The following is a 21,995-nucleotide window of genomic DNA, read 5'->3' on the forward strand; positions in this document are numbered from 1 at the left end:
TTACTCCTCGGCCCGCACCAGCGCCGAGCGGTCGAGGTCGCGGACGCTCGTCCGCCCGAGGTTCGAGAGCGTGATGTCGACGTCCGCCCGGAGGTTCGAACACACCTCGCGGACGCCATCACGGCCGTCGACCGCGAGTCCGCAGGCGAACGGCCGGCCGACCATCACGGCGTCGGCCCCGAGTGCCAGCGCCGTGAGCACGTCCGCCCCGCGTCGAATCCCGGAGTCGAAGGTGACCGGCACGCGGTCCATCGTCGCCTCGACGACGGCCGGGAGCGCGTCGAGCGCGCCGACGGAGTTGTCGACCTGCCGCCCGCCGTGGTTCGAGACCGCGATGGCCTCGGCTCCGCGGTCGATGGCCTCCTCGGCGTCCTCCGGGTGGAGGATACCCTTCACGACCACCGGGAGGTCCGTCATCCCGACGAGGTCCTCGAGGAACTGCCAGTCCATCGACGGGTCGCCGAACACGTCGAGGAACTCCTGGGTCGCCACGTCGGGGTTCTCCTCGGGTTCGACGTCGAGGCGCTCGCGGAAGACGGGGTCAGAGAAGTAGTTCGCCATCCCCTCGCCGTCGAGCATCGGCAGGTAGCCGCCCTGCAGGTCGCGCTCTCGCCAGCCGAGGATGGGGACGTCCGCGGTGAGGACGATGGCGTCGAACCCGGCGTCCTCGGCGCGTTCGACGAAGCTCTCGGTGACCGCCTGGTCGCTGGAGGCGTACAGCTGGAACCACTTCGGCGTGTCACCGAGCACCTCGGCCACCTCCTCCAGCGTGTAGGAGGCGACCGAACTGAGACACATCGGGACGTCGAGGTCGCTGGCGGCCGTCGCCGTCGCTCGCTCGCCCTCCTCGTGCATGATGGTCTGGATGCCGATGGGGGCGAGACAGAACGGAACGTCCCAGCGGTCGCCCAGCAGTTCGACGCTCAGTTCCCGCTCGCTCACGTCGCGCAGCATCCGCGGGAGGAGGCTCCAGTCCTCGAAGGCGTCGGTGTTCGCGCTCATCGTGCGCTCGCCGCCCGCGCCGCCGGCGAGGTAGTTCGCCGCCCGGTCGTCCATCGCGTCGAGCGCCGCGCGTTCGAGGTCCTCGTAGCGCACCGGGAGCGACGGTGGCTGGTCGGCCAGCATCCCCATCGCGTAGATGTCGCGCTGTCGGTCCTGCCCGTAGGGCTCGGATGGCTCCATAGCGGGCGCTCGACCGGGCGACACATAAGCGGTGTGCGGACGCGGCTCATGCCAGACGCCTTCCCTGCGTCACCTCGCGCGAGAATCAGCACTCCGACGCACGCTCCCGGGCGTCCGAGCGGACCGCGGCGTTCCCCAGCGGTCCGGCACCGGGTGTGGCCGTGGGTGACAGGCCTATGTGAATTACCACGGGCCTTAACCACCGTACGACTCGAGAAACTCGGGTGCGACTCCGCCTCACCTCCATCGCCCTGCTCGCCCTGCTGGTCCTCGCGGGCTGTGCTGGAAGCCCGCCCGCACCGCCGGGGACCACGGACGGTCTGGTCGCGAACGAATCGACCGGTGACCGCGTCCCGCCGGTTCCGGACCGACCCGACCGACTGACCGCCGACGCCGTCGCAGCGTACGCGAACGCCACCGAGACGCACCGGCTCTACCGCGACGCGGTCGCCGAGGGAGCGACCGACGTCGACGTGACGTGTTCGGGGAGTCCGGTCGCCCTCGGCGACGCGGCCGGGTACGCGCTGGTCGACTGCGACGGGTCGGTGTACCGCGGTGACTCGGTCGATAGCACCCAGTTCACGGCGTTCTACCGCGTCACGACGGACGGCGAGACCCGCATCGAACGCGTCTCGTCGCGCGACGAGGGCGGCGACGCCGACCGGCGACTCCGCGTCTACAACCTCGGCGACGAGCGACGCTCGCTCTCGGTGAGCCTCTCTCCAGCCGGTTCGACCGGAGCCGACGACTCCACAACCTACGAGTACACTCTCGACCCCGAGTCCGGTGCGACGACGACCGGCCTCCGCCTGAACGCGTCGGCCGACGGCTACGCCGTGACCGCCGCCCTGAACGGCAGTGACAGCATCTCGACGCGGTGGGAGACCGGCGCGTCCGGTGCCGGCGGGACGACGGGCGTCGTGGTCGTCGCGCCCGACGGCGACCTCGTGTGGGGGACGGCCGCCGCGTAGCGTCGCGAGACGGCGATGCGGTCGCCCCGATTCCCCTCCTCAGAAACTGAACAGGTCGATACCGCCCGTGACGCCGACGACCTGCCCGGTGACGTAGTTCGCCTGCTCGCTGGCGAGGTACGCCACCGTGTTCGCCACGTCGCGCTCGCGGCCGAGTTTCCGCATCGGCGTCGCCTTCGCGATGCGCGCGAAGTGCTCGTCGAACTGCTCCAGCTCCTCGATGCTCATGTCGGCGAACTCGTCGACGACGATGTTCGGCGCGATGATGTTGGCGGTGACGCCGCTCTGTGCGCCCTCCAGCGCGAGCGTCTTGCCGAACCCGATGAGTGCGGCTTTCGTCGCGGCGTAAGAGGCCTGCCCGAACCCGCCCTGCCAGCCGGCCATCGAGGACATGTTGATGACGCGACCCCAGCCACGGTCGCACATCGCCGGGAATATCTCGCGCGTGACGTTGTACGTCCCGGTGAGGTTGATGGCGACGTCGCGGTCCCAGATGTCGTCGTCGTAGTCCTGCATCCGGGCGCGGGCGTCGACCATCCCCGCGTTGTTGACGAGGACGTCGACGCCGCCGGTCTCCTCGCGGATGGCCTCGACGGTCGCCCCCACGTCCTCGCGGTCCGTCAGGTCGCACTCGACGGCGAGGCCCTCGCCGCCCGCCTCCTCGACGGTCTCGATGGCGTTCTGCGCCGCGTCCAGGTCCACGTCGAGGGCGACGACCGTCGCTCCCTCCTCGCCCAGCACCTCGCAGTCCTCGCTCCCGATGCGGCCCCCGCCGCCGGTGACGAGCGCCGTCTTGTCGCTCAGTCCGAAGTCCATGACAGCCACACATCGAAGAGGCGTCACAAATAGCTACGCGCCGCAGTGGTCGTGTCGCCCCGACTCGCCGGTCGTCGCGCCCGCCCGGACGGTCGTCGAGACGCGCTCACACTCGCGTCAGCGATTTGCCGTCCCTCGGCGTACGGCCGCACATGAGCGACGCCGACGCGGACTGGCGCGACCGACTGGACCACGACCGCGCGCAGAAGGACGAGTACTTCGCCGACCACCCGCAGTCGCCGCTCCCGCGGACCGAGCGCGACTCGTTCGATGGACTGTCGTACTACGCTCCCGACGAGCGCTACCGGTTCGTCCTCCCGCTCCACGAGTTCGACGAGCGCGAGACGGTCAGCGTCGGGACGACCACCGAGGGTGAACGGGAGTACCTGCGCTGGGGAGCGTTCCGGTTCGACCTCGACGGCGAGGAACGCAGCCTGACCGCCTACAGAGCCGACCCGAACGAGGACCGTCTCTGGGTACCGTTCACCGACGAGACGAACGGCGAGACGACCTACGGTGGTGGGCGCTACCTCGACCTCGACGCCGACGACCGCCGCGGGGACGGAACGTGGCTGCTCGACTTCAACGCCGCCTACAACCCGTTCTGCGTCTACTCCGACGCCTACGAGTGCGCGCTCGTCCCCTTCGAGAACCGCCTCGACGTTCGCATCGAGGCGGGCGAGCGCGTCGACTACTGAGCGAGGTCGCTCGGGTCCGACTGCTCGTCGTCCGAGGTGGGGGACTGGCTCGTGTCCGGGAGTGAAACCGTCGCTCTCCGTACTGGAGCCGTCCCCGACTCACTCCAGCGCCTGTGCGTAGTCGACCTGCTTCGGCCGGAACCCCGCGTCACGGTAGAACCGTCGCGCGCCGTCGTTCTGCCACTCACAGGAGACCGTGAGGTGGTCACACCCCCGGTCGCGGGCTATCTCCTTCACGCGCTCGACGACCGCCGTGCCGTGACCGTGGTTCCGGTGACCGTCGTCGACGGCGAGGTCCACGATGCGGAGCGACCGTGAGTACTCTCGGGACGGGTGGTGGCCGGTTCGGAGCGTGACGTACCCGATAGTCTCGGTCTCGTGGACGACCAGGTAGACACTCACCGCATCGTCGTCGAGCAGTGCACGGAACCCGTCGTCGGAGACCTCGTCGATTCCGTCGTGACGTAGCTCGTTCAGTTCGTCGTACGTCTCCATCGCTCGCGCGAGGGAGTACCAGCGCGCGACGAGTGCGTCGAGGTCCTCGGTGGTGGCTTCGACGAGTTCCATAGGACGACTCCCCGGTGCTCGGTGTTCAAACTACGCACGGTGTGACACAGACTGGCATCCATCAGTGGGCCAGCAGCCTGAACCCGGAACGACCGCTCTACTCGGCGGATGGCGTCATCGTGCGTGGCCCGGACGCGCTGCCTGACCTGCACGCAGAACTCCGGCACACGTGCTCGTGAACCGATTCGTCACTTCAGGGGTCGTCCGACCCTGCCAGGGGACTCAGACGAGTCCGACGATGTCGAGCAGTTCGCGCAGGTCCGAGACGACGTAGTCGACGACGTCGTCCGGGTCCTCGGCCGCTCGCTCCGCGGCCGACCCGCCGTGGGCGACGGTGACGAGTCCGGCCCGCGACCCGCCGCGCATGTCGTGGTCGTAGCGGTCGCCGACGTACAGCGACCGCTCGGGGGCGACCGGCGCGTCGGCCAGCGCCGCCTCGAACATGGCGGGGTCGGGTTTCGTCCGGCCGACGGCCTCGCTCGTCGTGACGCGGTCGAACCGGTCGTAGATACCGAACCCGGAGAGCATGCGTTCCGCCTCCCAGGTGTCGATGTCGGAGACGACGCCGAGGTACCGGTCGGCCTCGTCCAGCGCGCGGACCGTCTCGACCGCTCCCGGCGACGGCCGGACGGTGCGCGTGGTCGTCTCCTCGAACAGCGGTCGCCAGTCGGCGTCCGGGACGGTAGTAGGGTGGTCCTTCCGGCCGTCGAGTACCGCCTCACGGTCCAGCGACGTTGATTTCTGAAGTGCGACGGCGGCGGCGATAGCGTGTCGATAACCGTCGAGTGCGGGCCGGAAGGTGGTGCCGTCGCGGCCCGAGAAGTACGCGCCGAGCGCCGCGCGCCAGTCGTCGACCAGTTGCTCGACGTCGTCGATCCCCTCGCGGTCGGCGAACCGTCCGAGGAACGCCTCGTGACCCGCCCGGACCGACGAGAGGTCGAGCAGGACGCCGCCGATGTCGAAGAAGACGCCCTCGTAGGCCAGGTCGTCCATGCTCAGACGGTGGGCGCGTGGCGGTTGAGTCTGCTGGTCGCTCGCGGTCGAGGAGCGGCCCGGCCGTCAGGACGTCTCGTAGCGACGGACGCCGTCCACGACGGTCGATTCGAGGCGGCCGGTCGCGTCGAGGTGGGTGAGCGCGGCGACCACTTCGGCGACGATGTACTCGATACCCCGGTCGCGGGCTCGTCGGTCGGCGACCTCCTCCACCGTCGTCGCGCCGTCGGCGACGCTCTCGACCGTCCGGTCGAGCATCCGGTCGAGCGAGTCCCGGTCGCGGTCGACGGTCTCGGTGAACCGCTCGTGGACCGGACCGTGGCCGGGGTAGACGGTTCCGACGTCGAGCGCGTCGAGTCGGTCGAGTGCGGTCCGAAACGCGTCGATGGCGTCCTCGACCCCACGGTCGAGACCCGCGTGGAGCACCACCGGCCGGAACGGTTCGATGGCCATGTCGCCCGCGAGGAGGGCGCGCTCGTCGGGCAGGTAGAAACAGCAGTGGTCGGCCTGGTGGCCGGGCGTGTGGGCCGCTTCGACGGTCGTTCCCGCGACGTCGAAGCGGTCGCCGTCTTCGACCCAGGTGTCGACGGCCTCGACGGGGAGCAGGTCGCGACTTCGGTGGAGCGACCCGACGGCCATCTCGACGGCGTGCTCGACCGCCGCGTCGTCGAGTCCGGCGCGGGTCGCGGTGGTTCGAACGGTCGCCGCGAGGTCGTCGGGGTCGCGGTCGAACCGGTCGCGGACGCTCGCGGGCGCGTAGACGTGTGGGTCGGCGGCCTTAACGACGCGTTGAACCTGTCCGACGTGGTCGACGTGCGGGTGCGTGAGCAGGAGGTGGGTGACGTCGGAGAGGTCCTCGTCGAGTGCCCCGAACGCCTCACTGAGCGCGGTTTCACCGCCCTCGTCGGGCGTCACGGCGTCGACGAGTGCGAGCGACGCTCCGCCGGCCCCGTCGGGGTCGAGGAGGTACGCGGCGACGTGGCCCGGTGGCCAGTCGACCGATGCTTCGATGCGGTGGACGCGGCCGGTCATCGAGCGAAGCGTCGGCACGGAGCGCGAAAAGGTCCCTGATGCGGGATGGGAACTGCCGGAAACCACCAACTACCCCGCTGGTTGTGTGCGACTAACTATTGACCGAAGGGAATAGATACGAGACATGCAACGGCGACGGTACCTCGCAGTGTGTGGCACCGCAGCAGCGGGTCTGCTTGCAGGCTGCAATCAGACCGGTGGCTCCTCCCCCGGAAACAACGAGACCGTAGAAGGAGAGGCGCAGTTCAACAACATCATCATCAACGCTCCACAGCAGGCACCCATCGGGAGCGAGGTGACGATGACCATCAGCGCGCGGAACTTCGGCGGCCAGACCGGGACGTACGAAGACCGGATCGTCACCTCCAACGGCGACACCGACTTCGCGCAGGACATCAGCATCACGGACGTCCAGTCCGGGCAGACCGGCGAGGTCGAGGTGAACGCGCCGGTCAACGGGGCTGGCGAGTACCGCTTCACGCTCGAAGAGGCGGAGGTGTCCGCGACGGTGAACGTCACCGCGGAGGCCGTCGAGATCGGCAAGATGGTCGACGTCGGCAACAACCTCCAGCTGACGTTCACCGACGCGTCGTTCCGCGGCGGCGTCTACTACCGGTACGTCGACAACGTCGGCTGGACGACGGACATGTTCGCACCGGGCGAGAGCGGCCGGACGCTCGCCGTCTTCAAGGGGAAGATGAAGAACACCGGCTCGCAGGAGACGGTCATCCGTCCCGAGCGGTTCAGCGTCACGGAAGGCACCGTGTTCAACAACCTGGACGGCAAGCCGCTCTCGACCGTCGAGAGTGTCGAGGGACAGTCCCTCATCGGGTCGCCCATCAAGGGCGGGCAGACCGTCGAGGGGTGGGTGCTGGCGAGCGTCCCGAAGAACCAGGTCCAGCAGAACGGCGTCGGCGTCGGCTGGTCGCTGAACGCGCAGGGCGGCGGCCCCGACCGCGTCTGGTCGTTCCCACCGCGCGCGCTGCCGACGTGGCAGCAACTGGAGTTCCGCCTCTCGGACCGGCCCGACAACGGGCAGATAACCGGCGAGATAACGGTCCGGAACGCCGGACAGGTCGAGTCGACGTTCTACGGCCTCGCCGAGTTCCACTACCAGGGCGTCGGCTGGGTGCCGGCGGCCTACCCCAGCGGCACCGTCGCGCCCGGCGCGACGAAGACGTTCACCTTCGACTACGGCTGGCCGTACATCCAGCAGATGGAGTGGCGCATCCAGCCGTTCCCGGACACCCGACGGATGGTCGAGGCCGGTCCGCTCACGCTCGACTACGGGCAGGAGACCTACGGCATCGACGAGTCGACGGTGACGGTGTCGAACCCGCGGTTCATGCAGCGCTACAGCTACAGCGCGACGCAGTCCTCCGGCGGGGAGAACAACCAGGTGACGAAACAGCGCGAGGCGAGCGGCGGCAAGAAGTTCCTCTTCGTCGACGTGAAAGCGACCGTCGGCAAGGAGGGCGGGCAGGTGCCGCTGCCCGACTCGTTCGTCGTGAAGGCGGGCGAGTCGAACATCAAGCCGTTCGTCGGACCGACGCCGACCAACCCCGACGTGTCGTTCTACTCGGGGGCGAACGGCGGGAAGCAGGGCGACACGTCCACGGGAGTGCTCGTCTTCGAGGTCCCGTCGAGCGTGTCGCGGCCTGCGGTCAACTACCACGAGGAGTTCCGGGAGCTGACGAGCGACATCACCTGGAACTGAGTCGCCGAACGGTCAGCGCTCGAAGGGAAGCGCGCGGGACCCCGTGAGCGAGCGAGTCGGCGACTGCCGACCCGACCACCGCGAACCTGCCGTCGCCTCGTTCCGACCGTCGGAGTAAAGGTGGTCCCGGCGGTTCGAACGGCTACGGATGAACCGGAGTGATTTTTCGTGAACGTCGAGCAGTTCAGCGTCGCCGACCAGACGGTCGTCATCACGGGCTCCTCGCAGGGAATCGGCGAGGCGACAGCGCGTCGGTTCGCCGAGGACGGCGCGAACGTCGTCGTCTCCTCGCGCGACCAGGAGAAAGTCGACGCCGTCGCGGACGCCATCAACGAGGACGACCCGGAGGGTCGGGCCATCGCCGTCGCGTGTGACGTACGCGAACGCGATGCCGTGGAGGCGCTCGTCGAGGCCACCGTCGAGGAGTTCGGCGGGCTCGACACGATGGTCAACAACGCCGGCGCGTCGTTCATGACGGGCTTCGACGACATCTCGGAGAACGGCTGGAAGACCATCGTCGACATCAACCTCCACGGGACGTACCACTGCTGTCAGGTCGCCGGACAGCAGATGCAGGAGCAGGACGACGGCGGGTCCATCGTCAACTTCGCCAGCGTGGCGGGACTGGAGGGGTCGCCGTACATGAGCCACTACGGGTCGGCGAAGGCCGCCGTCGTCAACCTCACGAAGACGCTGGCGTTCGAGTACGCCGATCACGACATCCGCGTCAACTGCGTCGCGCCGGGGTTCGTCGCAACGCCCGGCGTCGAGTCACAGATGGGTGTCAGCGCGGAGAACGTCGAGCGCGACACCGTCAAGCGCCGGATGGGGCTGAGCGAGGAGATAAGCGACATCGTCCAGTTCCTCGCGACTCCCGCGTCCTCGTACATCGTCGGTGAGACCATCCGGGCCGCGGGCGTGCCCGACATCATGGAGTCACCCGAGGTATGAGCGACGACGAGAGTGACGTAGACGACGGCGGACACGCGAGCGATGCAGACCACGCGAGCGACGCCGACCGCGACGTGTTCCTCCCCGTCGCCGCCCAGCCGAGCGTCGACGCACTGGTCGAGCAAGCGGAGCGCGCCGAGTCGCTGGGGTACGACCGTGCCTGGCTCCCCGAGACGTGGGGGCGCAACGCGATGGTCGTGCTGACGAGCATCGCCGAGCGGACCGAGACCATCGGTCTCGGCACCTCCATCGCGCCCATCTACTCGCGCTCCCCGGCGCTGACCGGGATGAGTGCGGCGACGCTTCAGGAGGTGTCGGACGGCCGGTTCCGTCTCGGACTCGGTCCGTCGGGCCCCATCGTCATCGAGAACTGGCACGGCGTCGACTTCGGCAACCCGCTCCGCCGCACCCGCGAGACCGTCGACGTCGTCAGGCAGGTGCTCTCCGGGGAGGAGGTGGAGTACGACGGCGAGTACTTCGACGTGTCGGGCTTCCGCCTGCGCTCGGCGGTGCCCGACCCTGCGCCGTCCATCGACGTGGCCGGGATGGGGCCGAAGTCGGTCGAACTCGCGGGACGCTTCGCCGACGGGTGGCACGCGCTCATGCTCACCCCCGATGGACTGGCGGACCGGATGGAGGACGTCGAACGCGGTGCCGAACTCGGTGACCGCGACCCCGACGACGTTCGCGTGACGCTGTCGCTGACCTGCGCGGCGCTGGAGGACCGCGAACGCGCTCGCGACATCGTCCGCCAGCACAGCGCGTTCTACGTCGGCGGGATGGGGACGTTCTACCGCGACAACCTCGCCCGACAGGGGTACGAGGAGACGGCCAACACCGTCTACGACGAGTGGAACGGCGGCGACCGGCAGCAGGCCATCGACGCCATCGACGACGACCTGCTCGACGACCTCGCGGTCGCCGGAACGCCCGACGAGGCGCGCGAGCGACTCGAACGGTTCGAGTCGCTCGACGCCGTCGACGCGGTGTCGGTGTCGTTCCCGCGCGAGGCGACCATCGAGGAGATCAACGCCACCATCGACGCGCTCGCGCCGTCGTAACACCCTCGTGCTGTTCTAGCACTCTCGTGCCGCCGACCCCCCACGTGCCGTGAAACTCACGCGTGAGAATCGCGTCGGGGCGCGGTAGCGACCGGCTACTCGGTTCAGAAGTGAGACTCCCGTCACCGGGTCTCGACGTGCAGGCCGCACGCAGTTATTTCACCCAGCCACCCCGACCCGTGGTATGAGCGACCAGTACACGGGCGCTGACCTGTTCGTCGACGCGCTCGAACAGTACGGCGTCACGCACCTGTTCGGCAACCCCGGAACGACCGAACTGCCCATCATGGAGGCGCTCGGCGACAGCGACCTCGAGTACGTCCTCGGCCTCCACGAGGACGTCGCCGTCGGGATGGCCGGGGGCTACGCCCAGACCCGCCGGTACCACGCTCACGACGACGAGGACGTGATGCCCGCTGGCGTCGTGAACCTCCACGTCACCCCCGGCCTCGCACACGGCCTCGGCAACGTCTACGCGGCGAGCATGACCGGCGCGCCGCTCGTCGTCACCGCCGGCAACCACGAACTCGACTTCCGCCACGAGGAGCCCATCCTCTCGGGCGACCTGCTCGAACTCGCCGGGCAGTTCTGCAAGTTCAGCGCCGAGGTCACCAGCGTCGAGGCGCTACCGCTGCTCGTCCGCCGGGCGTTCCGTATCGCGCTCACGCCACCGATGGGGCCGGTGTTCCTCGCGCTCCCGGCGGACGTGATGATGACCGAGACCGACGCCGACCCGGAACCGCTGGGCGCGATACCGACCGCCGGGCGCGGCGACGCCGCCCAGATAGACGAGGCGGCGCGACTGCTCGCGGAGGCGGAGAACCCCGTCCTCGTCCTCGGCGACCACGTCGCCCGAGCCGACGGGTCGGAGGCGGCCGTCGCCCTCGCCGAGGCCTCGGGGGCGCGGGTCCACGGCGAGATGCTCGCCTGCGAGGTGAGCTTCCCCGGCGACCACGAGCAGTGGCTCTCGTTCATCCCGCCGCGCGAGCAGTTCGCCTCGATGCTGTTGAACGCGGACACGCTCGCGTTCGTCGGCACCTCGACGAACACCACGCTGCTCCCCCACGAGTCCGACCTCGTCCCCGAGTCGGCGACCTGCATCCACGTCGGGAGCGACCCCGACGAGGTCGGGAAGCTCTACCAGGCCGACGCCGCCGTCGTGGGTGACCCGGGAGAGGTGATGGCCGACATCGCCGACCGCGTCGCCGACCGCGTGGACGAGGACGAACGTCGCCGCCGCATCGAACAGGTCGAGACGCTCAAGGAGTCGATGTCGGGGATGCTCGACGGCGTCGGGATGGGCGACGCCGGCCCGGACGACCCGCGCCCGTCGAAGGCCGAACTCGTCGACGCGCTCCGGTCGGCCGCGCCGGACGCCTACGTCGTCGACGAGGGCGTCACCTCGAAGTACCCGCTCATGCTCCGCTGGCCGCTGCAGGCCGGCCAGTTCGTCTCGAACAAAGGCGGCGGCCTCGGCTACGGGCTCCCCGCGAGCGTCGGCGCGGCACTCGCGGAGGGGATGCGAGACGACCCGCGACAGGTCGTCGGCTTCGTCGGCGACGGGTCGTACCTCTACTACCCCCACAGCCTCTACTCCGCCGCCCGGTACGACCTCGACCTGACGGTGGTCGTCCCGGACAACCGCAACTACCGCATCCTGAAGGACAACACGAACGCCATCTTCGGCGGCGACGACGAGGACCACACGTTCGTCGGCATGGACTTCGACCCGCCGGTCGACATCCCCGCCAACGCGCGGTCTCACGGCGCGAGTGCGGGCCAGGCCGAGACGCCCGACGAACTGGAGGGAGCCATCGAGGAGGCGCTCTCGACGCCCGGCCCGTACGTGCTGGACGTGCTCGTCCACGACTGACGCCAGACGGCCGACTCGGTGGCGAGGCTACCTACCGACTCGTGAGTCGCTCACGAGCGCTACCACCGGCTACGTAGCCCCCATAGCAAGTATAAGAGCCTCCCCCCCGTCTCTCTAGGCAGTGCCAGCAACGGTCGTGGTGATAACCGTGGACTCGCTCCGGGCGGACGCACAGCACGCGATGCCGACCCTGCAACGACTCGCCGACGGCGGAACGCGATTCACCCACGCGTACACCCACGGCAACTGGACACCGTTCTCGTTCCCGAGCGTCCTCGGGTCGGACCCGGTGTTCACCGACGGCCCTCGCGTCGGTCCCTCGGCCCGCGAAACCGTCGCCGAACGCCTCCAGCGAGCGGGCGTGGAGACGGTCGGTCTGAACGCGGCCAACGGCTTCCTCACCGAGCACTGGGGGTACGACCGCGGGTTCGACACCTTCGAGACGTTCCTGGGCGGGTCGCGCTGGCTGGCCGCCCACCCCACGGTGGGCGGCTGGCTACAGTTGGTCGCCGCGCCGGGACGCCGGGCGATGGCCCGCATCAGGGGGACCGAGGACCGCATCGCCGTCGACACCTCCCACCTGAAGGCGCTCGAAGACCACGCGACGGCGGCCGTCGAGTCCGCCGACGGACCGCTGTTCTGCTGGCTGCACTACATGGACACGCACACGCCGTACCTGCCCGCCCCGCGGCACGTCCGCGCGGTCACCGGTGGCACCGGGAGCGGGACGATGCTCCGCGCGCACGTCCGCGCTGGACTGGGTCGCGAGGTGAGCGACCAGGCGCTCGACGACCTCCGGGCGCTCTACCACGGGGCGGCCCACCAGGTCGACGCGAGCATCGCGCGGGTGCTGGCGACGCTCCGCGAGGCGGGCCGTGGCGACGCCACCGTCGTCGTCGCCGGCGACCACGGCGAGGAGTTCCAGGAGCACGGCCACCTCGCGCACTACCCGAAACTCTACCGCGAACTCGTCCACGTCCCGCTGGTGGTCGGCCGACCGGCCGACGTCGAGTCGAGCGAGAACGAGGACGCAGCCGCGGACGCGAGCGAACGCGAGGACCGCGTCGCCACCGCACCGGTCGGTCTGGACGTGATTCCGCCGACGGTCTGCGACGCGTTCGACCTGCCGACCGGCGACCTCGCCGGTCGGAGCCTGCTCCCGACGGTCCGCGACGGTCAACAGGTCGGCGGCGACCCGGTCGTCTCCGTCGCCGTCCGTGGCCCGTCGGTGACGACGCAGCCGATTCCCCGTCGCCTCGACGACGGCGAGTTGCTCGTGAGCGTGCGCGACGAGCGGTTCACCTACATCTCCCACACCGAGTCGGGCGCGGTCGAACTGTACGACCGGTCGTCGGACCCCGGCGAGCAGACCGACGTTGCAGGCGAGGCGCGCTTCTCGACGGTCGAATCGGCCTTCGAGGACGTCGCTGCGGCCCACGCCGCGTCGCTCGGCGGCGACGGGGCAGACGCTCACGGCGAGGAGGAAGGTGGGGTCCCCGAGGACGTCTCCGAGCGGTTGCGGGCGCTCGGCTATCGGTGAGGGTCGGTCGAGAATCGCTGATACGTCGGTCGTCTCGCCCCGCGTCGTCGGGGTGGGAGTCGGTACCGGGCGCTGGCCGGTCCGGTTACGTGTTCTGCTTCGCGTCGTCGAGCCACGACGGCAACTCGGCGGACGCGGTTCCGACGTTCGAGAACCGGACGTCGAGCGAAACGGCCACCGGTTCGCCGTCGGTGGTTCCCTCGACCGTCAGCGAGAACTGTCTGACGACGCCGTCGTCACCTACCAGTAGCGTCGCGTTCGCGCTCTCGGTGGTCTCGACGCGGTTCATCGCGCTCTCCCCGAACGACGTCTCGTCGCGGAACTGCCGGACGCTCTCGGGGCCGGCCGCCTCGTAGCGCGTCACCTCGACGCCGTCGACCGTCGCCGTCCCAACCGCGGTCCACTCGACGCTCGCGGCCGCGTCGACGACGTCCGACCCCACGTCGTTCGCGTCGATGGGCGAGGTGTCGGTGCCCTGGCCGTCGTTCGTGCTGAACACCGTCGCGTAGTTCGTCCCCGTGAGTCGCTCGTAGGTCGTGTCGTTGCCGACGAACGTCACTCGCGAGATGTCGACGGTCGTCGTCCCGTTGGTGTCGTCGAGCGTCGTCGTCTGGACCTCCGTGGCGAGGTCGGCCCCGCGGTCGACCGTCCGGCGCTCAGCGATGCCAGCGGTTCCGTCTGGCAGGTCGACGCTGAACGAGAACCGCGACTCGTAGGACGTCGCCGCGAGCGCGTCCGCGTGGTCCGCGGCGAGCGTCTCGGCGTCGAGCGCCAAATTCTGGTCGGTCGGCACGGCCGTCGTCTCGGTCGACTCTGTCGTCGGTGGCGGCGACGGTGTACGGCCGTCGGTCGTCGACGCGTCTGTCGGAGTCGTCGGTGCGCCGCCGCACCCGGCGAGGACGGCGCAGGCGGCGAGGAGCACCGCGAGGATCCTTCTGGTCTCCATAGCCGACGGGCGGGCTCGACCGGCATTAAATATCTGGTTATGTGTATTACTCGATTTGGATACTTACACGGAGATTCAGTCGTCGGCCTCCTCCAGTCGGACCCGTCGCCCTTCCTCCATGGTTTCGGGGAACATCTTCCCCGGATTCAGCGTGTCGTTGGGGTCCAGCGCGCGCTTGATACGGCGCATCGCGTCGACGCTCGCCGCGCCGTGTTCGAGTTCGAGGTACTCGCGTTTCCCCAGCCCGATACCGTGTTCGCCCGTGCAGGTCCCGCCCACCTCGATGGCGCGTTCGACGACCTCCCGGTACAGCTCCTCGCCCTGCTCGCGGACCTCGGGGTCGTCGGGGACGAGGACGGAGTAGTGGAGGTTGCCGTCGCCCGCGTGGCCGAAGCAGGGAACGGGCAGCCCGTACTCGGCCTCCAGTTCCTTCGCGTAGCGGATGATGTCCGGGTACTCGCTGATGGGGACGGTGATGTCGCCGGGGTGGAGCGGTTGCTGCTCGGGGTCCCAGGCGCGGGCGGCGAACGCGAGTTCGCGGCGGGCCGCCCACAGGTCCTCCATCTCCCCCTCGTCGGCCATCTCGAAGCGTTCGACGCCGTGCTCCTCGAACACGCTCTCGCAGAACGCGATCTCCTCCTCGACGCCGTGGTTCGCGTGGAACTCCAGGAACGTCATCGGCGAGTCGGGGAGACCGGTTCCGAGGTAGTCGTTGGCCATCTCGGCGCTCAGTTCGTCGATGAGTTCTATCTTGGCCACGTCGACGCCCGAGCGGACGACGTCGAAGACGGCCTCCGCGGCGTCGTCGAGCGTCGGGAAGATGGCCCGGCCGCCGCGAATCTGCTGTGGCCTGCCCTGCAGCGAGAGCGTCGCGCGGGTGACGACGGCGAGCGTCCCCTCGCTGCCGACGAGCAGCGACTTCAGGTCGTAGCCGCTGGAGGTCTTGATGGCGCGACTGCCCGTCTCGACGACGCTCCCGTCCGCGAGGACGGCTTCGAGTTCGAGCACCCAGTCGCCCACCTCGCCGTACTTCACCGTCTGCATCCCGCTGGCGCTGTTCGCTATCATCCCGCCGATGGTCGAGAGGTTGCCCGAGGAGGGCAACGGCGGGAAGAACAGACCGTACTCGGCTACCGCGTCGTCGACTGCGGTGCCCATCACGCCCGGTTGTACGTCTATCTGGAAGTCGTCGGGCCGGACGTCGAGCACCTCGTTCATCCCCATCACGTCCATGCTGATGCCGTTGAACGCGGGGACGGCGTTCCCCTCCAGGCTCGTCCCCGCGGCGTAGGGCGTCACGGGGACGCCGCGTTCGTCGGCCGCGGCGAGCACCGCCGACACCTCTTCGGTCGACTCGGGACGGACGACGGCGTCCGGGAGCGTCCGTTTCTCCGTCTCCTGTGTCCCCCAGTCGGCCGCGTGGTTCTCCAGGTCGTCATTCTCGAACGAGACGGCGACGTCGAGGTCCGAGAGGAACGAACAGTCGTGTGGCATGTGCTCACGTCTGTTCGGGGACGAGGTTAACGCTTCCCCGCACGATGGCCGTCCACGGAAAACTCGCGACCCGTCGCCCCGAGTTCCGTCCGGCTTTATGCGCGTCGCGGCCCGACCGGCGGTCATGCAGGCTATCGAGGTGACGGAGTTCGGCGACGCCGACGTGTTGCGAACGACCGAGCGCGACGCGCCCGAACCGGGCGAGGGCCAGGTCCGCATCGAGGTCCGCGCGGCGGGCATCAACTTCGCGGACATCATGCAGCGACGCGGCCACTACCAGGGCGGCCCACAGCCGACCTACGTCCCCGGAATGGAGGTGGCCGGCGTCGTCGACGCCGTCGGCGAGGGCGTCGGCCGCTCCGTCGGCGACGAGGTGGTCGGGATGGTCGGCGAGGGCGGCTACGCGGAGTACGTCCTCGGCGACGCGAACGGGCTGTTCGACGTCCCCGAGAACATGAGCTTCGAGGAGGCCGCCGGCTTCCCCGTCCAGTTCCTCACCGCGCACAACTGCCTCCACGAGTGGGGCGAACTGGAGGAGGGCGAGTCGGTCCTCATCCACGCCGCAGCGGGTGGCGTCGGGACGGCAGCCGTCCAGATAGCTCGCGAGGCTGGTGCGGAGACGTTCGGCACCGCGAGCACGCAGGAGAAACTCGACCTCGCGAGCGACCTCGGACTGGACCACCCCATCAACTACACCGAGACCGACTTCGCGGAGGAGGTGAACGACCTGACCGACGGCGACGGCGTCGACCTCGTGCTGGACGGCATCGGTAGCGACACCACCGAACGGAGCCTCGACTGCCTCACCCACTTCGGGCGGATGGTCAGCTACGGCGCGGCGAGCGGTGAACCGGGTCGTCCCGACACCGCCTCGCTGCTGTTCGCGAACCAGCGCGTCATCGGCTACCACCTCGGTCAGGCGATGTACCGCACGCCACAGAAGGTGATGAGCGCGGTGCCACCGCTGACGGAGATGCTCTCGTCTGGTACGCTGGAGGTGCAGGTCGGCGAGACGTTCGCGCTGGACGAGGCCGCCGACGCCCACCGCTACATCGAGAACCGCGAGTCGAGCGGGAAGGTCCTGCTCGTCCCGTAGAGGCGTGGACCCCCGAACGCGGATCGCCGTCGGCTACGCCCTCCTGTTCGCGCTCCCCGTCGGGGCCGGCGTGGGCGTGGCCGTCGAGGTGATGGGGGAGAGTCGCGGAGTCGCAGCGCTCTCCGCCGTCGTCGTCGCGGTCGTCCTGTTCGCCGTGCTCGTCGGCGTGTTCGCCACGGGAGCGACCGACCGTGAGGCGTGAGGCGGTCGAGACACCGACCAGCGAGAACCCTCACTCGACCGGTAGCGCGGACGTGTCGATATCTTCCCGCCGACCGTCGAGGACGGCGAACCGCTCGCCGCGGCGGCGTTCCAGCCAGTACAGCAGGCGCTCCGCCCACGCGAGTTTCCGACGCTTCTCCGGCGAGACCTCTGGGTCGTCGAACGCCCACCCCGGAAACAGCAGTTCGTCCGCGCCGAAGTGGTCGGCGAGGAACGCTCCGCGGTCGCCGTCGGTGAACCCGCCGAGGTTCTCGACCGGGCCGACCGGTTCGGCCTGCGTCGTCGGGAGCGTCCACTCGCTCGTCGTCTGCGGGACGTACTCCTCGACGAGCGGCCGGTTGTCGCCGTGGGCGTGGACCGCGACGGGCGTCGACTCGTGGGTCAACTCGACCGCTGTCTCCGGGTTCTTGTCGAGGTCGGTCACCATCAGGTCGACCGCGACGCCCTCGGCGCGGCAGACGTCGGCGGCCGTCGAGGCGGCGACGACGAGGTCGGCACGCCGCGCGAGGGCGAGGTCGTCGGCGAGCGACGGAGCCGCGCCACAGACCGCGACGGTCGCGCCCGCGAACGGTGGAAGACGGTCGTGGTCGAACCGTCGGGCGAGTACGGCGAGGCGGTCGCGGACGCGTTCGTCACCGGCCCGGTCGTAGCCGAAGTCGCGGAGTATCGCCTCGTAGACGGGGTTCCAGTCGGTGTATCGCATGCTCTCCCAGTAATAAACCGTAGGTCCCCTGGCCACCAAGTACCCCTACCCGTGTGGCCAGGCGACTCGCATCCGTCGATATTTACGGCGACGCAATAAGTTTTCTCTTACCTGTCGGCCCAGTGGACGACGCGCGTCGGACGCGCTTCCGCCTCCGGGGTGCGGAGTCAGTCGATTTCGCCGGCGACGTCGTCCAGCACCGCCGCCGTCTCGCTCTCCTCCGGGTCGCTCGCCGAGCAGAGTGCCGTGAGCGACCGGTGGGTGCCGACCAGCAGGTCGGCGTTCGACCCCTCGACGTATCGCGCCCCGTGTTCGGCGGCGAGCGTCGAGAGTCGGTCGGCGGTGCGGTCCTCGGCCCGGACCTCGAAGACGCGCACCACCGCGTCTCGCGAGAGGTCGACGTCGGCCTCCAGCCGCTCGGCGTGGCGTTCGGCCTCGCGCACCGTCGTCACGTCGAGTTCCTCGACGCTCGGCGTCCGGACCCGGTCGCGGGTGAACCGGTGGCCGACGAGCGCCGCGTCGCGCGTCTCGGCGACGTCGTGGGTGCGGACGACGTGCGCCCCGCGTTCGACGGCCATCGACGTGGCCGCGAGGCTGACCGGCAGGGCCGCCTCCGTCGAGCGACCCGCGAGGTCGCGGAGGAAGTTCTTGCGGTTGATGGAGACGAGCACCGGCCGCCCGTACCCGCGGAACTCCCGGAGGCGCTCGAACGTCTCGCGGTCGTGGGCGAGCGTCTTCGCCTCCGACCACCCGCCGAACGCCGGGTCGACGATGGTCTTCTCGGTGAAGCCGTTCAGTTCGAGGGCGTCGTAGATATCATCGACCTCCTCGACCGCGCCGGGTCGTTCGAGGTCCGGCGGCGAGGCCATCTTGACGACGGCGGCGTCTCGCTCCTCGCAGACGCGCGGCATCTCCGGGTCGGCGAACCCGCAGACGTCGTTGACCATGTCGAACCCGCGGTCCAGTGCCTCGGCGGCGACCTCGTGGTAGCGCGTCTCGATGGAGAAGACGACGTCGCCGGAGACCGAGTGGATGGCCTCGACGGCCGTGTCGAGACGGTCGAGTTCCTGCTCGGCGGTCAGCACGTCGAGTCGCTTGTTCGCCGATTCGAGGCCCACGTCGACGATGTCGGCCCCCTCGTCGACCAGTTCCTCGTCGACGTACGTGGCCGCCTCGCCGGGGTCGTCGAAGACGCTCGGATCGTACGGCGACTCGCTGGAGACGTTCAACACGCCCATGATGCGCGGCGGGTGGTCGTCGCCGATGGGGAGACCGGCGGCGTCGACGGTTCGCATGGACGGACCTAGCGGCGGACGGGTCAAAGCCGGTGCGGTCGCGGCACGTCGATACGGTCGCACCACGTCGTCTCGGGCGTCTTCACGCCGTGAGAACGCGCCGCAGTACTTTTGGTGGGTTGGAGCCAACGATGTGACATGAACTGGCCCCTCGACCGCGACCTCCAGCGGCGGATGGCACTGACCCTGCTCGCCCTCGGGGTGCTGACCCTCGCGTTCGGCGCGGGACTCTCCGTCCTCGTCGGGTGGGGCCTGCAGTGGCTCGCTCCCTTCGTCGGCGTCTCGCTCACCGACGCGATGGCCGTCGGTCTCGGTGCCGTCGCGACCCTCGTCGCGGGGTGCGCCGTCCTCCACCACGCACTCCAGCAGGACGCCGCGGAGACGTTCGACGCCGAGGAAGTGTCGCCCGCCGACTATCCGAGCCTCCACAGGGCAGTCGCGCAACTGGCGCAGGCCGCCGACCTCCCGATGCCGTCGGTCCACGTCGCCGACCGGGAGCGGCCGTTCGCGATGACGACCGGGCTCTCGACGGACGACGCGAAGCTCGTCGTCTCGACGGGGCTGCTCGACGCCCTCGATGAGCGCCAGCTCGAAGCCGTCGTCGCGCACGAACTCGCGCACGTCAAGAACCGCGACGCCGCCGTGATGACGCTCGTCGAGCTCCCGCTGTCGAGTGCGAGGAACCTCGCCCGCGTGCTCCAGCACAGCGGCGGCGTCCACTTCGTTCTCCTCGCCGTCGCCGCCGGGTCCTACGCGTTCTGGGGGACGGGTCGGACGCTCGTCGCGTCGCTGTCCCGGAGCCGAGAACTCGCGGCAGACCGCGGCGCGACGGCGCTGCTGGGCGACCCCGCCCCGCTCGCCAGCGCGCTCGACACGCTCGCCGACGACGTCAGTTCGACCCCCGACACCGACGCCCGCGACACCGCGCTGGCCGCGCTGTCGGTCGTGCCGGCCCCGAGCGGTGAACCGGGACCGAAGCTCACCTACGACAAGCGTCGGCCCCTGTTCTGGAGCGTCCGCCTCCCGTTCCGTCGCGTTCGTCGTCGGCTGAACGAACGGTACTTCCACCGGGCGCTGGCGACCCACCCCGAGACCGACGAGCGCATCGAGCGGCTCCGCCGTCTCGAACGCGAACGCACCGACGGATGAGCCGAGACGGCGAGACGCCGGGTCGAGTCGACGCGTGAGCCGTCCCCCGGAGCGCGTCGTCCACTGGCCACGAGAGGTCGCACTGACGGCCCGGCTGGTGGTCGTGTTTCCGTTGCTGGGCCTCCTGGGGCTGGTCGTCGGCGTGTTCGGCGTCGCCGCAGCACTCCTGGTGATCGGGCTGACGGTCGGCTGTCTGGCGATGGTCGGCCCGATGCTCGGTATCCTCCTCGCACAGGAGACCGCCTCGCTCCTGACGGGTGCCGAGTCGCCCGAGTCGTGGGGCCCGCTCCCCTGGCTGCTGCTGGTGGCCTGGCACCTCCTGGTCCTGGTCGGACTGGTGAGAGTGGCCCGCGAGTGGGGCGAAACGGCGCGCACAGCAGTCGCGGAGTCCGTCCGGTCGGCGTTCGACACGACCGGGAAGCTGTTTCCGGACACGCCGACGCGACCGGCAGAGGACGACCGACTCCGCTCGACGACGGCCGCGCTCGCCCAGCAGGCGGACCTGCCGCTTCCGGACCTGCTGGTCGCCGAGACGGACGCCCCCGAGATACTCACCGTCGGCTACCGTCCCGCCACGACGACGCTCGTCGTGACCGAGGGGTTGCTGGCGACGCTCGACGACGCGGAACTGGAGGCGGCCGTCGCCCACGAACTCGCCCACGTCAAGAACCGCGACGCCGCCGTGATGACGGCCGCCTCCTCCGTCGTCGCCGGCGCGCGCCTCGTCCGGCAGTACGCGTGGGGGATGGGGCCGAGGAGCAGCCCCCAGAGCGACGGACTCGGACTGTTCGCGATCCCCGTCTCGCTCGTCATGGTTCCGGTCACGCTCCTCGGGCGGGTCCTCGTCGCCGTCCTGTCGCGGACGCGCGAACGCGCCGCCGACCGGGGTGCCGTCGCCATCACCGGGAACCCGAGCGGGCTGGCGAGCGCACTGAAGACGCTCGACGCGACCCTCGACCGACCGCCCGTAGCGGACCTCCGCCACGAGGAGGTGGTCGCGCTCTCCATCGTGCCGCCACCGCGCGAGCCAATCGTCGCGAAGCAGTCGTGGGAGCGTCGACGGCCCATCCTCTGGAGCGTCCAGAAACCGATTCGACGCGGTATCGCGCGGCTCCGTCGCTGGATTCGCCGCGTCTACTCGACCCATCCGACGACCGACGAACGAGTCGAGCGACTCGGAGCACTCGAACGGCGGCGGGGATCACCGTAATCACGGAGTCGGACCAGTTTCTCTGTCGGGACTGTCCCGACCTAACCAATTAGGGAAGATGACTAACCGCTCGGCTGGTGGATTGATGGGTAGATGGCACACCCACAGCCCTCCACCGTCGCGCCCGACACCGCTGGCACCGGCCTCACGACCGTCCTCGACCTCGACGACCTGTTCGAGGTGCTCGGGTCACGCTGGCGGCGGTGCGCGGTCCGCTATCTCGACGACCGTCCGGACGACACCACGACCGAGGCGTTCGTCGACGACCTGTACGCGATGTACGGGACGACGGCCGACGACCGGGAGCAGACGCGCACGGCGTTCCACCACGGGCACCTCCCGAAACTCGCGGCGCTCGACATCGTCGAGTACGACCGCGAGGCGGGCACGGTCGCACCGGGTCGGACCCTCGACGAGGCGGCCGCGTGTCTCACCGCCGTCGAGTCGGCGAGAGCGTAGTCGACACGCGACCCGTGCGG

General features: G+C 69.7%; 21 protein-coding genes. 12 read left to right on the forward strand and 9 right to left on the reverse strand.

The features are described from left to right. Complete coding sequence (locus MX571_RS14895) at positions 1-1,182, reverse strand: alpha-hydroxy-acid oxidizing protein (protein WP_247418116.1); 1,182 nt, start codon at positions 1,180-1,182, stop codon at positions 1-3. A 224-nt stretch (positions 1,183-1,406) separates the two neighbouring features. Here MX571_RS14895 and MX571_RS14900 point away from each other — a divergent pair, with 224 nt between their 5' ends. Next, positions 1,407-2,153 carry a hypothetical protein gene (locus tag MX571_RS14900; RefSeq protein ID WP_247418118.1) on the forward strand — a complete coding sequence of 249 codons (747 nt, stop codon included), beginning with the start codon at positions 1,407-1,409 and terminating at the stop codon, positions 2,151-2,153. Positions 2,154-2,192: 39 nt separating this feature from the next. Here MX571_RS14900 and MX571_RS14905 read toward each other — a convergent pair whose 3' ends face one another. Continuing rightward, entirely contained in the window at positions 2,193-2,969 is a 777-nt protein-coding gene (locus tag MX571_RS14905) for an SDR family NAD(P)-dependent oxidoreductase (protein WP_247418119.1), read from the reverse strand. Positions 2,970-3,121: 152 nt separating this feature from the next. On the opposite strand from MX571_RS14905, the gene MX571_RS14910 reads away from it, so the two are divergent. Then, positions 3,122-3,667, forward strand: a complete 546-nt coding sequence (locus MX571_RS14910; protein ID WP_247418121.1) for a DUF1684 domain-containing protein — start codon at positions 3,122-3,124, stop codon at positions 3,665-3,667. A 99-nt stretch (positions 3,668-3,766) separates the two neighbouring features. Here the strand turns inward: MX571_RS14910 and MX571_RS14915 are convergent, their stop codons facing one another. The 3 genes from MX571_RS14915 to MX571_RS14925 all read right to left on the reverse strand — a co-directional run bounded on the left by MX571_RS14915 (position 3,767) and on the right by MX571_RS14925 (position 6,259). Further along, entirely contained in the window at positions 3,767-4,234 is a 468-nt protein-coding gene (locus MX571_RS14915; protein ID WP_247418123.1) for a GNAT family N-acetyltransferase, read from the reverse strand. Between the two features lie 222 nt (positions 4,235-4,456). After that, positions 4,457-5,227, reverse strand: coding sequence for an HAD family hydrolase (locus MX571_RS14920; RefSeq protein ID WP_247418124.1), 771 nt, complete (start codon positions 5,225-5,227; stop codon positions 4,457-4,459). 66 nt (positions 5,228-5,293) lie between these two features. Beyond that, positions 5,294-6,259 carry an MBL fold metallo-hydrolase gene (locus MX571_RS14925; protein ID WP_247418125.1) on the reverse strand — a complete coding sequence of 322 codons (966 nt, stop codon included), beginning with the start codon at positions 6,257-6,259 and terminating at the stop codon, positions 5,294-5,296. Between the two features lie 124 nt (positions 6,260-6,383). Here MX571_RS14925 and MX571_RS14930 point away from each other — a divergent pair, with 124 nt between their 5' ends. From MX571_RS14930 to MX571_RS14950, 5 genes are all read left to right on the forward strand, one after another. Next, positions 6,384-7,976 (forward strand): hypothetical protein, encoded by a 1,593-nt coding sequence (locus MX571_RS14930; protein WP_247418126.1) that lies wholly within the window; start codon positions 6,384-6,386, stop codon positions 7,974-7,976. A 168-nt stretch (positions 7,977-8,144) separates the two neighbouring features. After that, positions 8,145-8,927: an SDR family NAD(P)-dependent oxidoreductase gene (locus tag MX571_RS14935; RefSeq protein WP_247418128.1), complete on the forward strand. Its 783-nt coding sequence runs from the start codon at positions 8,145-8,147 to the stop codon at positions 8,925-8,927. Beyond that, the gene (locus MX571_RS14940) at positions 8,924-9,988 is read left to right on the forward strand and encodes a TIGR04024 family LLM class F420-dependent oxidoreductase (RefSeq protein ID WP_247418129.1); all 1,065 of its coding nucleotides are present in this window, start codon (positions 8,924-8,926) and stop codon (positions 9,986-9,988) included. Before MX571_RS14935 ends, MX571_RS14940 begins: the two co-directional genes overlap by 4 nt. Before the next feature lie 184 nt (positions 9,989-10,172). Next, entirely contained in the window at positions 10,173-11,861 is a 1,689-nt protein-coding gene (locus MX571_RS14945) for a thiamine pyrophosphate-binding protein (RefSeq protein ID WP_247418130.1), read from the forward strand. Positions 11,862-11,982: 121 nt separating this feature from the next. Then, positions 11,983-13,401, forward strand: coding sequence for a sulfatase (locus tag MX571_RS14950; RefSeq protein WP_247418131.1), 1,419 nt, complete (start codon positions 11,983-11,985; stop codon positions 13,399-13,401). 85 nt (positions 13,402-13,486) lie between these two features. Here MX571_RS14950 and MX571_RS14955 read toward each other — a convergent pair whose 3' ends face one another. Together MX571_RS14955 and MX571_RS14960 are read right to left on the reverse strand one after the other, a co-directional pair. After that, the gene (locus MX571_RS14955; RefSeq protein ID WP_247418132.1) at positions 13,487-14,347 is read right to left on the reverse strand and encodes a DUF7537 family lipoprotein; all 861 of its coding nucleotides are present in this window, start codon (positions 14,345-14,347) and stop codon (positions 13,487-13,489) included. A 75-nt stretch (positions 14,348-14,422) separates the two neighbouring features. Further along, positions 14,423-15,841: an FAD-binding oxidoreductase gene (locus tag MX571_RS14960; RefSeq protein ID WP_247418133.1), complete on the reverse strand. Its 1,419-nt coding sequence runs from the start codon at positions 15,839-15,841 to the stop codon at positions 14,423-14,425. Between the two features lie 124 nt (positions 15,842-15,965). On the opposite strand from MX571_RS14960, the gene MX571_RS14965 reads away from it, so the two are divergent. Both MX571_RS14965 and MX571_RS14970 read left to right on the forward strand, forming a co-directional pair. Continuing rightward, a complete protein-coding gene (locus MX571_RS14965; RefSeq protein WP_247418134.1) occupies positions 15,966-16,937 on the forward strand; it encodes a quinone oxidoreductase family protein in 972 nt (323 codons plus the stop codon). A 4-nt stretch (positions 16,938-16,941) separates the two neighbouring features. Beyond that, on the forward strand, positions 16,942-17,139 hold the full coding sequence (locus MX571_RS14970) for a hypothetical protein (protein ID WP_247418135.1): 198 nt from the start codon (positions 16,942-16,944) through the stop codon (positions 17,137-17,139). A gap of 30 nt (positions 17,140-17,169) precedes the next feature. Here MX571_RS14970 and MX571_RS14975 read toward each other — a convergent pair whose 3' ends face one another. Both MX571_RS14975 and folP read right to left on the reverse strand, forming a co-directional pair. Beyond that, positions 17,170-17,862, reverse strand: coding sequence for a 6-hydroxymethylpterin diphosphokinase MptE-like protein (locus MX571_RS14975; protein ID WP_247418136.1), 693 nt, complete (start codon positions 17,860-17,862; stop codon positions 17,170-17,172). Between the two features lie 167 nt (positions 17,863-18,029). Next, positions 18,030-19,157, reverse strand: coding sequence for a dihydropteroate synthase (folP, locus tag MX571_RS14980; RefSeq protein ID WP_247418137.1), 1,128 nt, complete (start codon positions 19,155-19,157; stop codon positions 18,030-18,032). Between the two features lie 138 nt (positions 19,158-19,295). On the opposite strand from folP, the gene MX571_RS14985 reads away from it, so the two are divergent. The 3 genes from MX571_RS14985 to MX571_RS14995 all read left to right on the forward strand — a co-directional run bounded on the left by MX571_RS14985 (position 19,296) and on the right by MX571_RS14995 (position 21,975). Then, complete coding sequence (locus MX571_RS14985; protein WP_247418138.1) at positions 19,296-20,306, forward strand: M48 family metalloprotease; 1,011 nt, start codon at positions 19,296-19,298, stop codon at positions 20,304-20,306. A gap of 34 nt (positions 20,307-20,340) precedes the next feature. Next, on the forward strand, positions 20,341-21,516 hold the full coding sequence (locus MX571_RS14990; RefSeq protein WP_247418140.1) for a M48 family metalloprotease: 1,176 nt from the start codon (positions 20,341-20,343) through the stop codon (positions 21,514-21,516). Between the two features lie 93 nt (positions 21,517-21,609). Beyond that, positions 21,610-21,975 carry a DUF7344 domain-containing protein gene (locus MX571_RS14995; protein ID WP_247418142.1) on the forward strand — a complete coding sequence of 122 codons (366 nt, stop codon included), beginning with the start codon at positions 21,610-21,612 and terminating at the stop codon, positions 21,973-21,975. Positions 21,976-21,995 lie beyond the last annotated feature (20 nt).

It is taken from the genome of Halomarina salina (genome assembly GCF_023074835.1).
GTDB classification, from domain to species: domain Archaea; phylum Halobacteriota; class Halobacteria; order Halobacteriales; family Haloarculaceae; genus Halomarina; species Halomarina salina.

Bases quoted from the DNA above. Each gene is read 5' to 3' on its own strand.
- MX571_RS14960 (WP_247418133.1), bottom strand. From the start codon at position 15,841: ATGCCACACGACTGTTCGTTCCTCTCGGACCTCGACGTCGCCGTCTCG.
- MX571_RS14940 (WP_247418129.1), top strand. From the start codon at position 8,924: ATGAGCGACGACGAGAGTGACGTAGACGACGGCGGACACGCGAGCGAT.
- MX571_RS14945 (WP_247418130.1), top strand. From the start codon at position 10,173: ATGAGCGACCAGTACACGGGCGCTGACCTGTTCGTCGACGCGCTCGAA.
- MX571_RS14965 (WP_247418134.1), top strand. From the start codon at position 15,966: ATGCAGGCTATCGAGGTGACGGAGTTCGGCGACGCCGACGTGTTGCGA.
- MX571_RS14930 (WP_247418126.1), top strand. From the start codon at position 6,384: ATGCAACGGCGACGGTACCTCGCAGTGTGTGGCACCGCAGCAGCGGGT.
- MX571_RS14910 (WP_247418121.1), top strand. From the start codon at position 3,122: ATGAGCGACGCCGACGCGGACTGGCGCGACCGACTGGACCACGACCGC.
- MX571_RS14895 (WP_247418116.1), bottom strand. From the start codon at position 1,182: ATGGAGCCATCCGAGCCCTACGGGCAGGACCGACAGCGCGACATCTAC.
- MX571_RS14975 (WP_247418136.1), bottom strand. From the start codon at position 17,862: ATGCGATACACCGACTGGAACCCCGTCTACGAGGCGATACTCCGCGAC.
- MX571_RS14985 (WP_247418138.1), top strand. From the start codon at position 19,296: ATGAACTGGCCCCTCGACCGCGACCTCCAGCGGCGGATGGCACTGACC.
- folP (WP_247418137.1), bottom strand. From the start codon at position 19,157: ATGCGAACCGTCGACGCCGCCGGTCTCCCCATCGGCGACGACCACCCG.
- MX571_RS14925 (WP_247418125.1), bottom strand. From the start codon at position 6,259: ATGACCGGCCGCGTCCACCGCATCGAAGCATCGGTCGACTGGCCACCG.
- MX571_RS14915 (WP_247418123.1), bottom strand. From the start codon at position 4,234: ATGGAACTCGTCGAAGCCACCACCGAGGACCTCGACGCACTCGTCGCG.
- MX571_RS14995 (WP_247418142.1), top strand. From the start codon at position 21,610: ATGGCACACCCACAGCCCTCCACCGTCGCGCCCGACACCGCTGGCACC.
- MX571_RS14905 (WP_247418119.1), bottom strand. From the start codon at position 2,969: ATGGACTTCGGACTGAGCGACAAGACGGCGCTCGTCACCGGCGGCGGG.
- MX571_RS14955 (WP_247418132.1), bottom strand. From the start codon at position 14,347: ATGGAGACCAGAAGGATCCTCGCGGTGCTCCTCGCCGCCTGCGCCGTC.
- MX571_RS14920 (WP_247418124.1), bottom strand. From the start codon at position 5,227: ATGGACGACCTGGCCTACGAGGGCGTCTTCTTCGACATCGGCGGCGTC.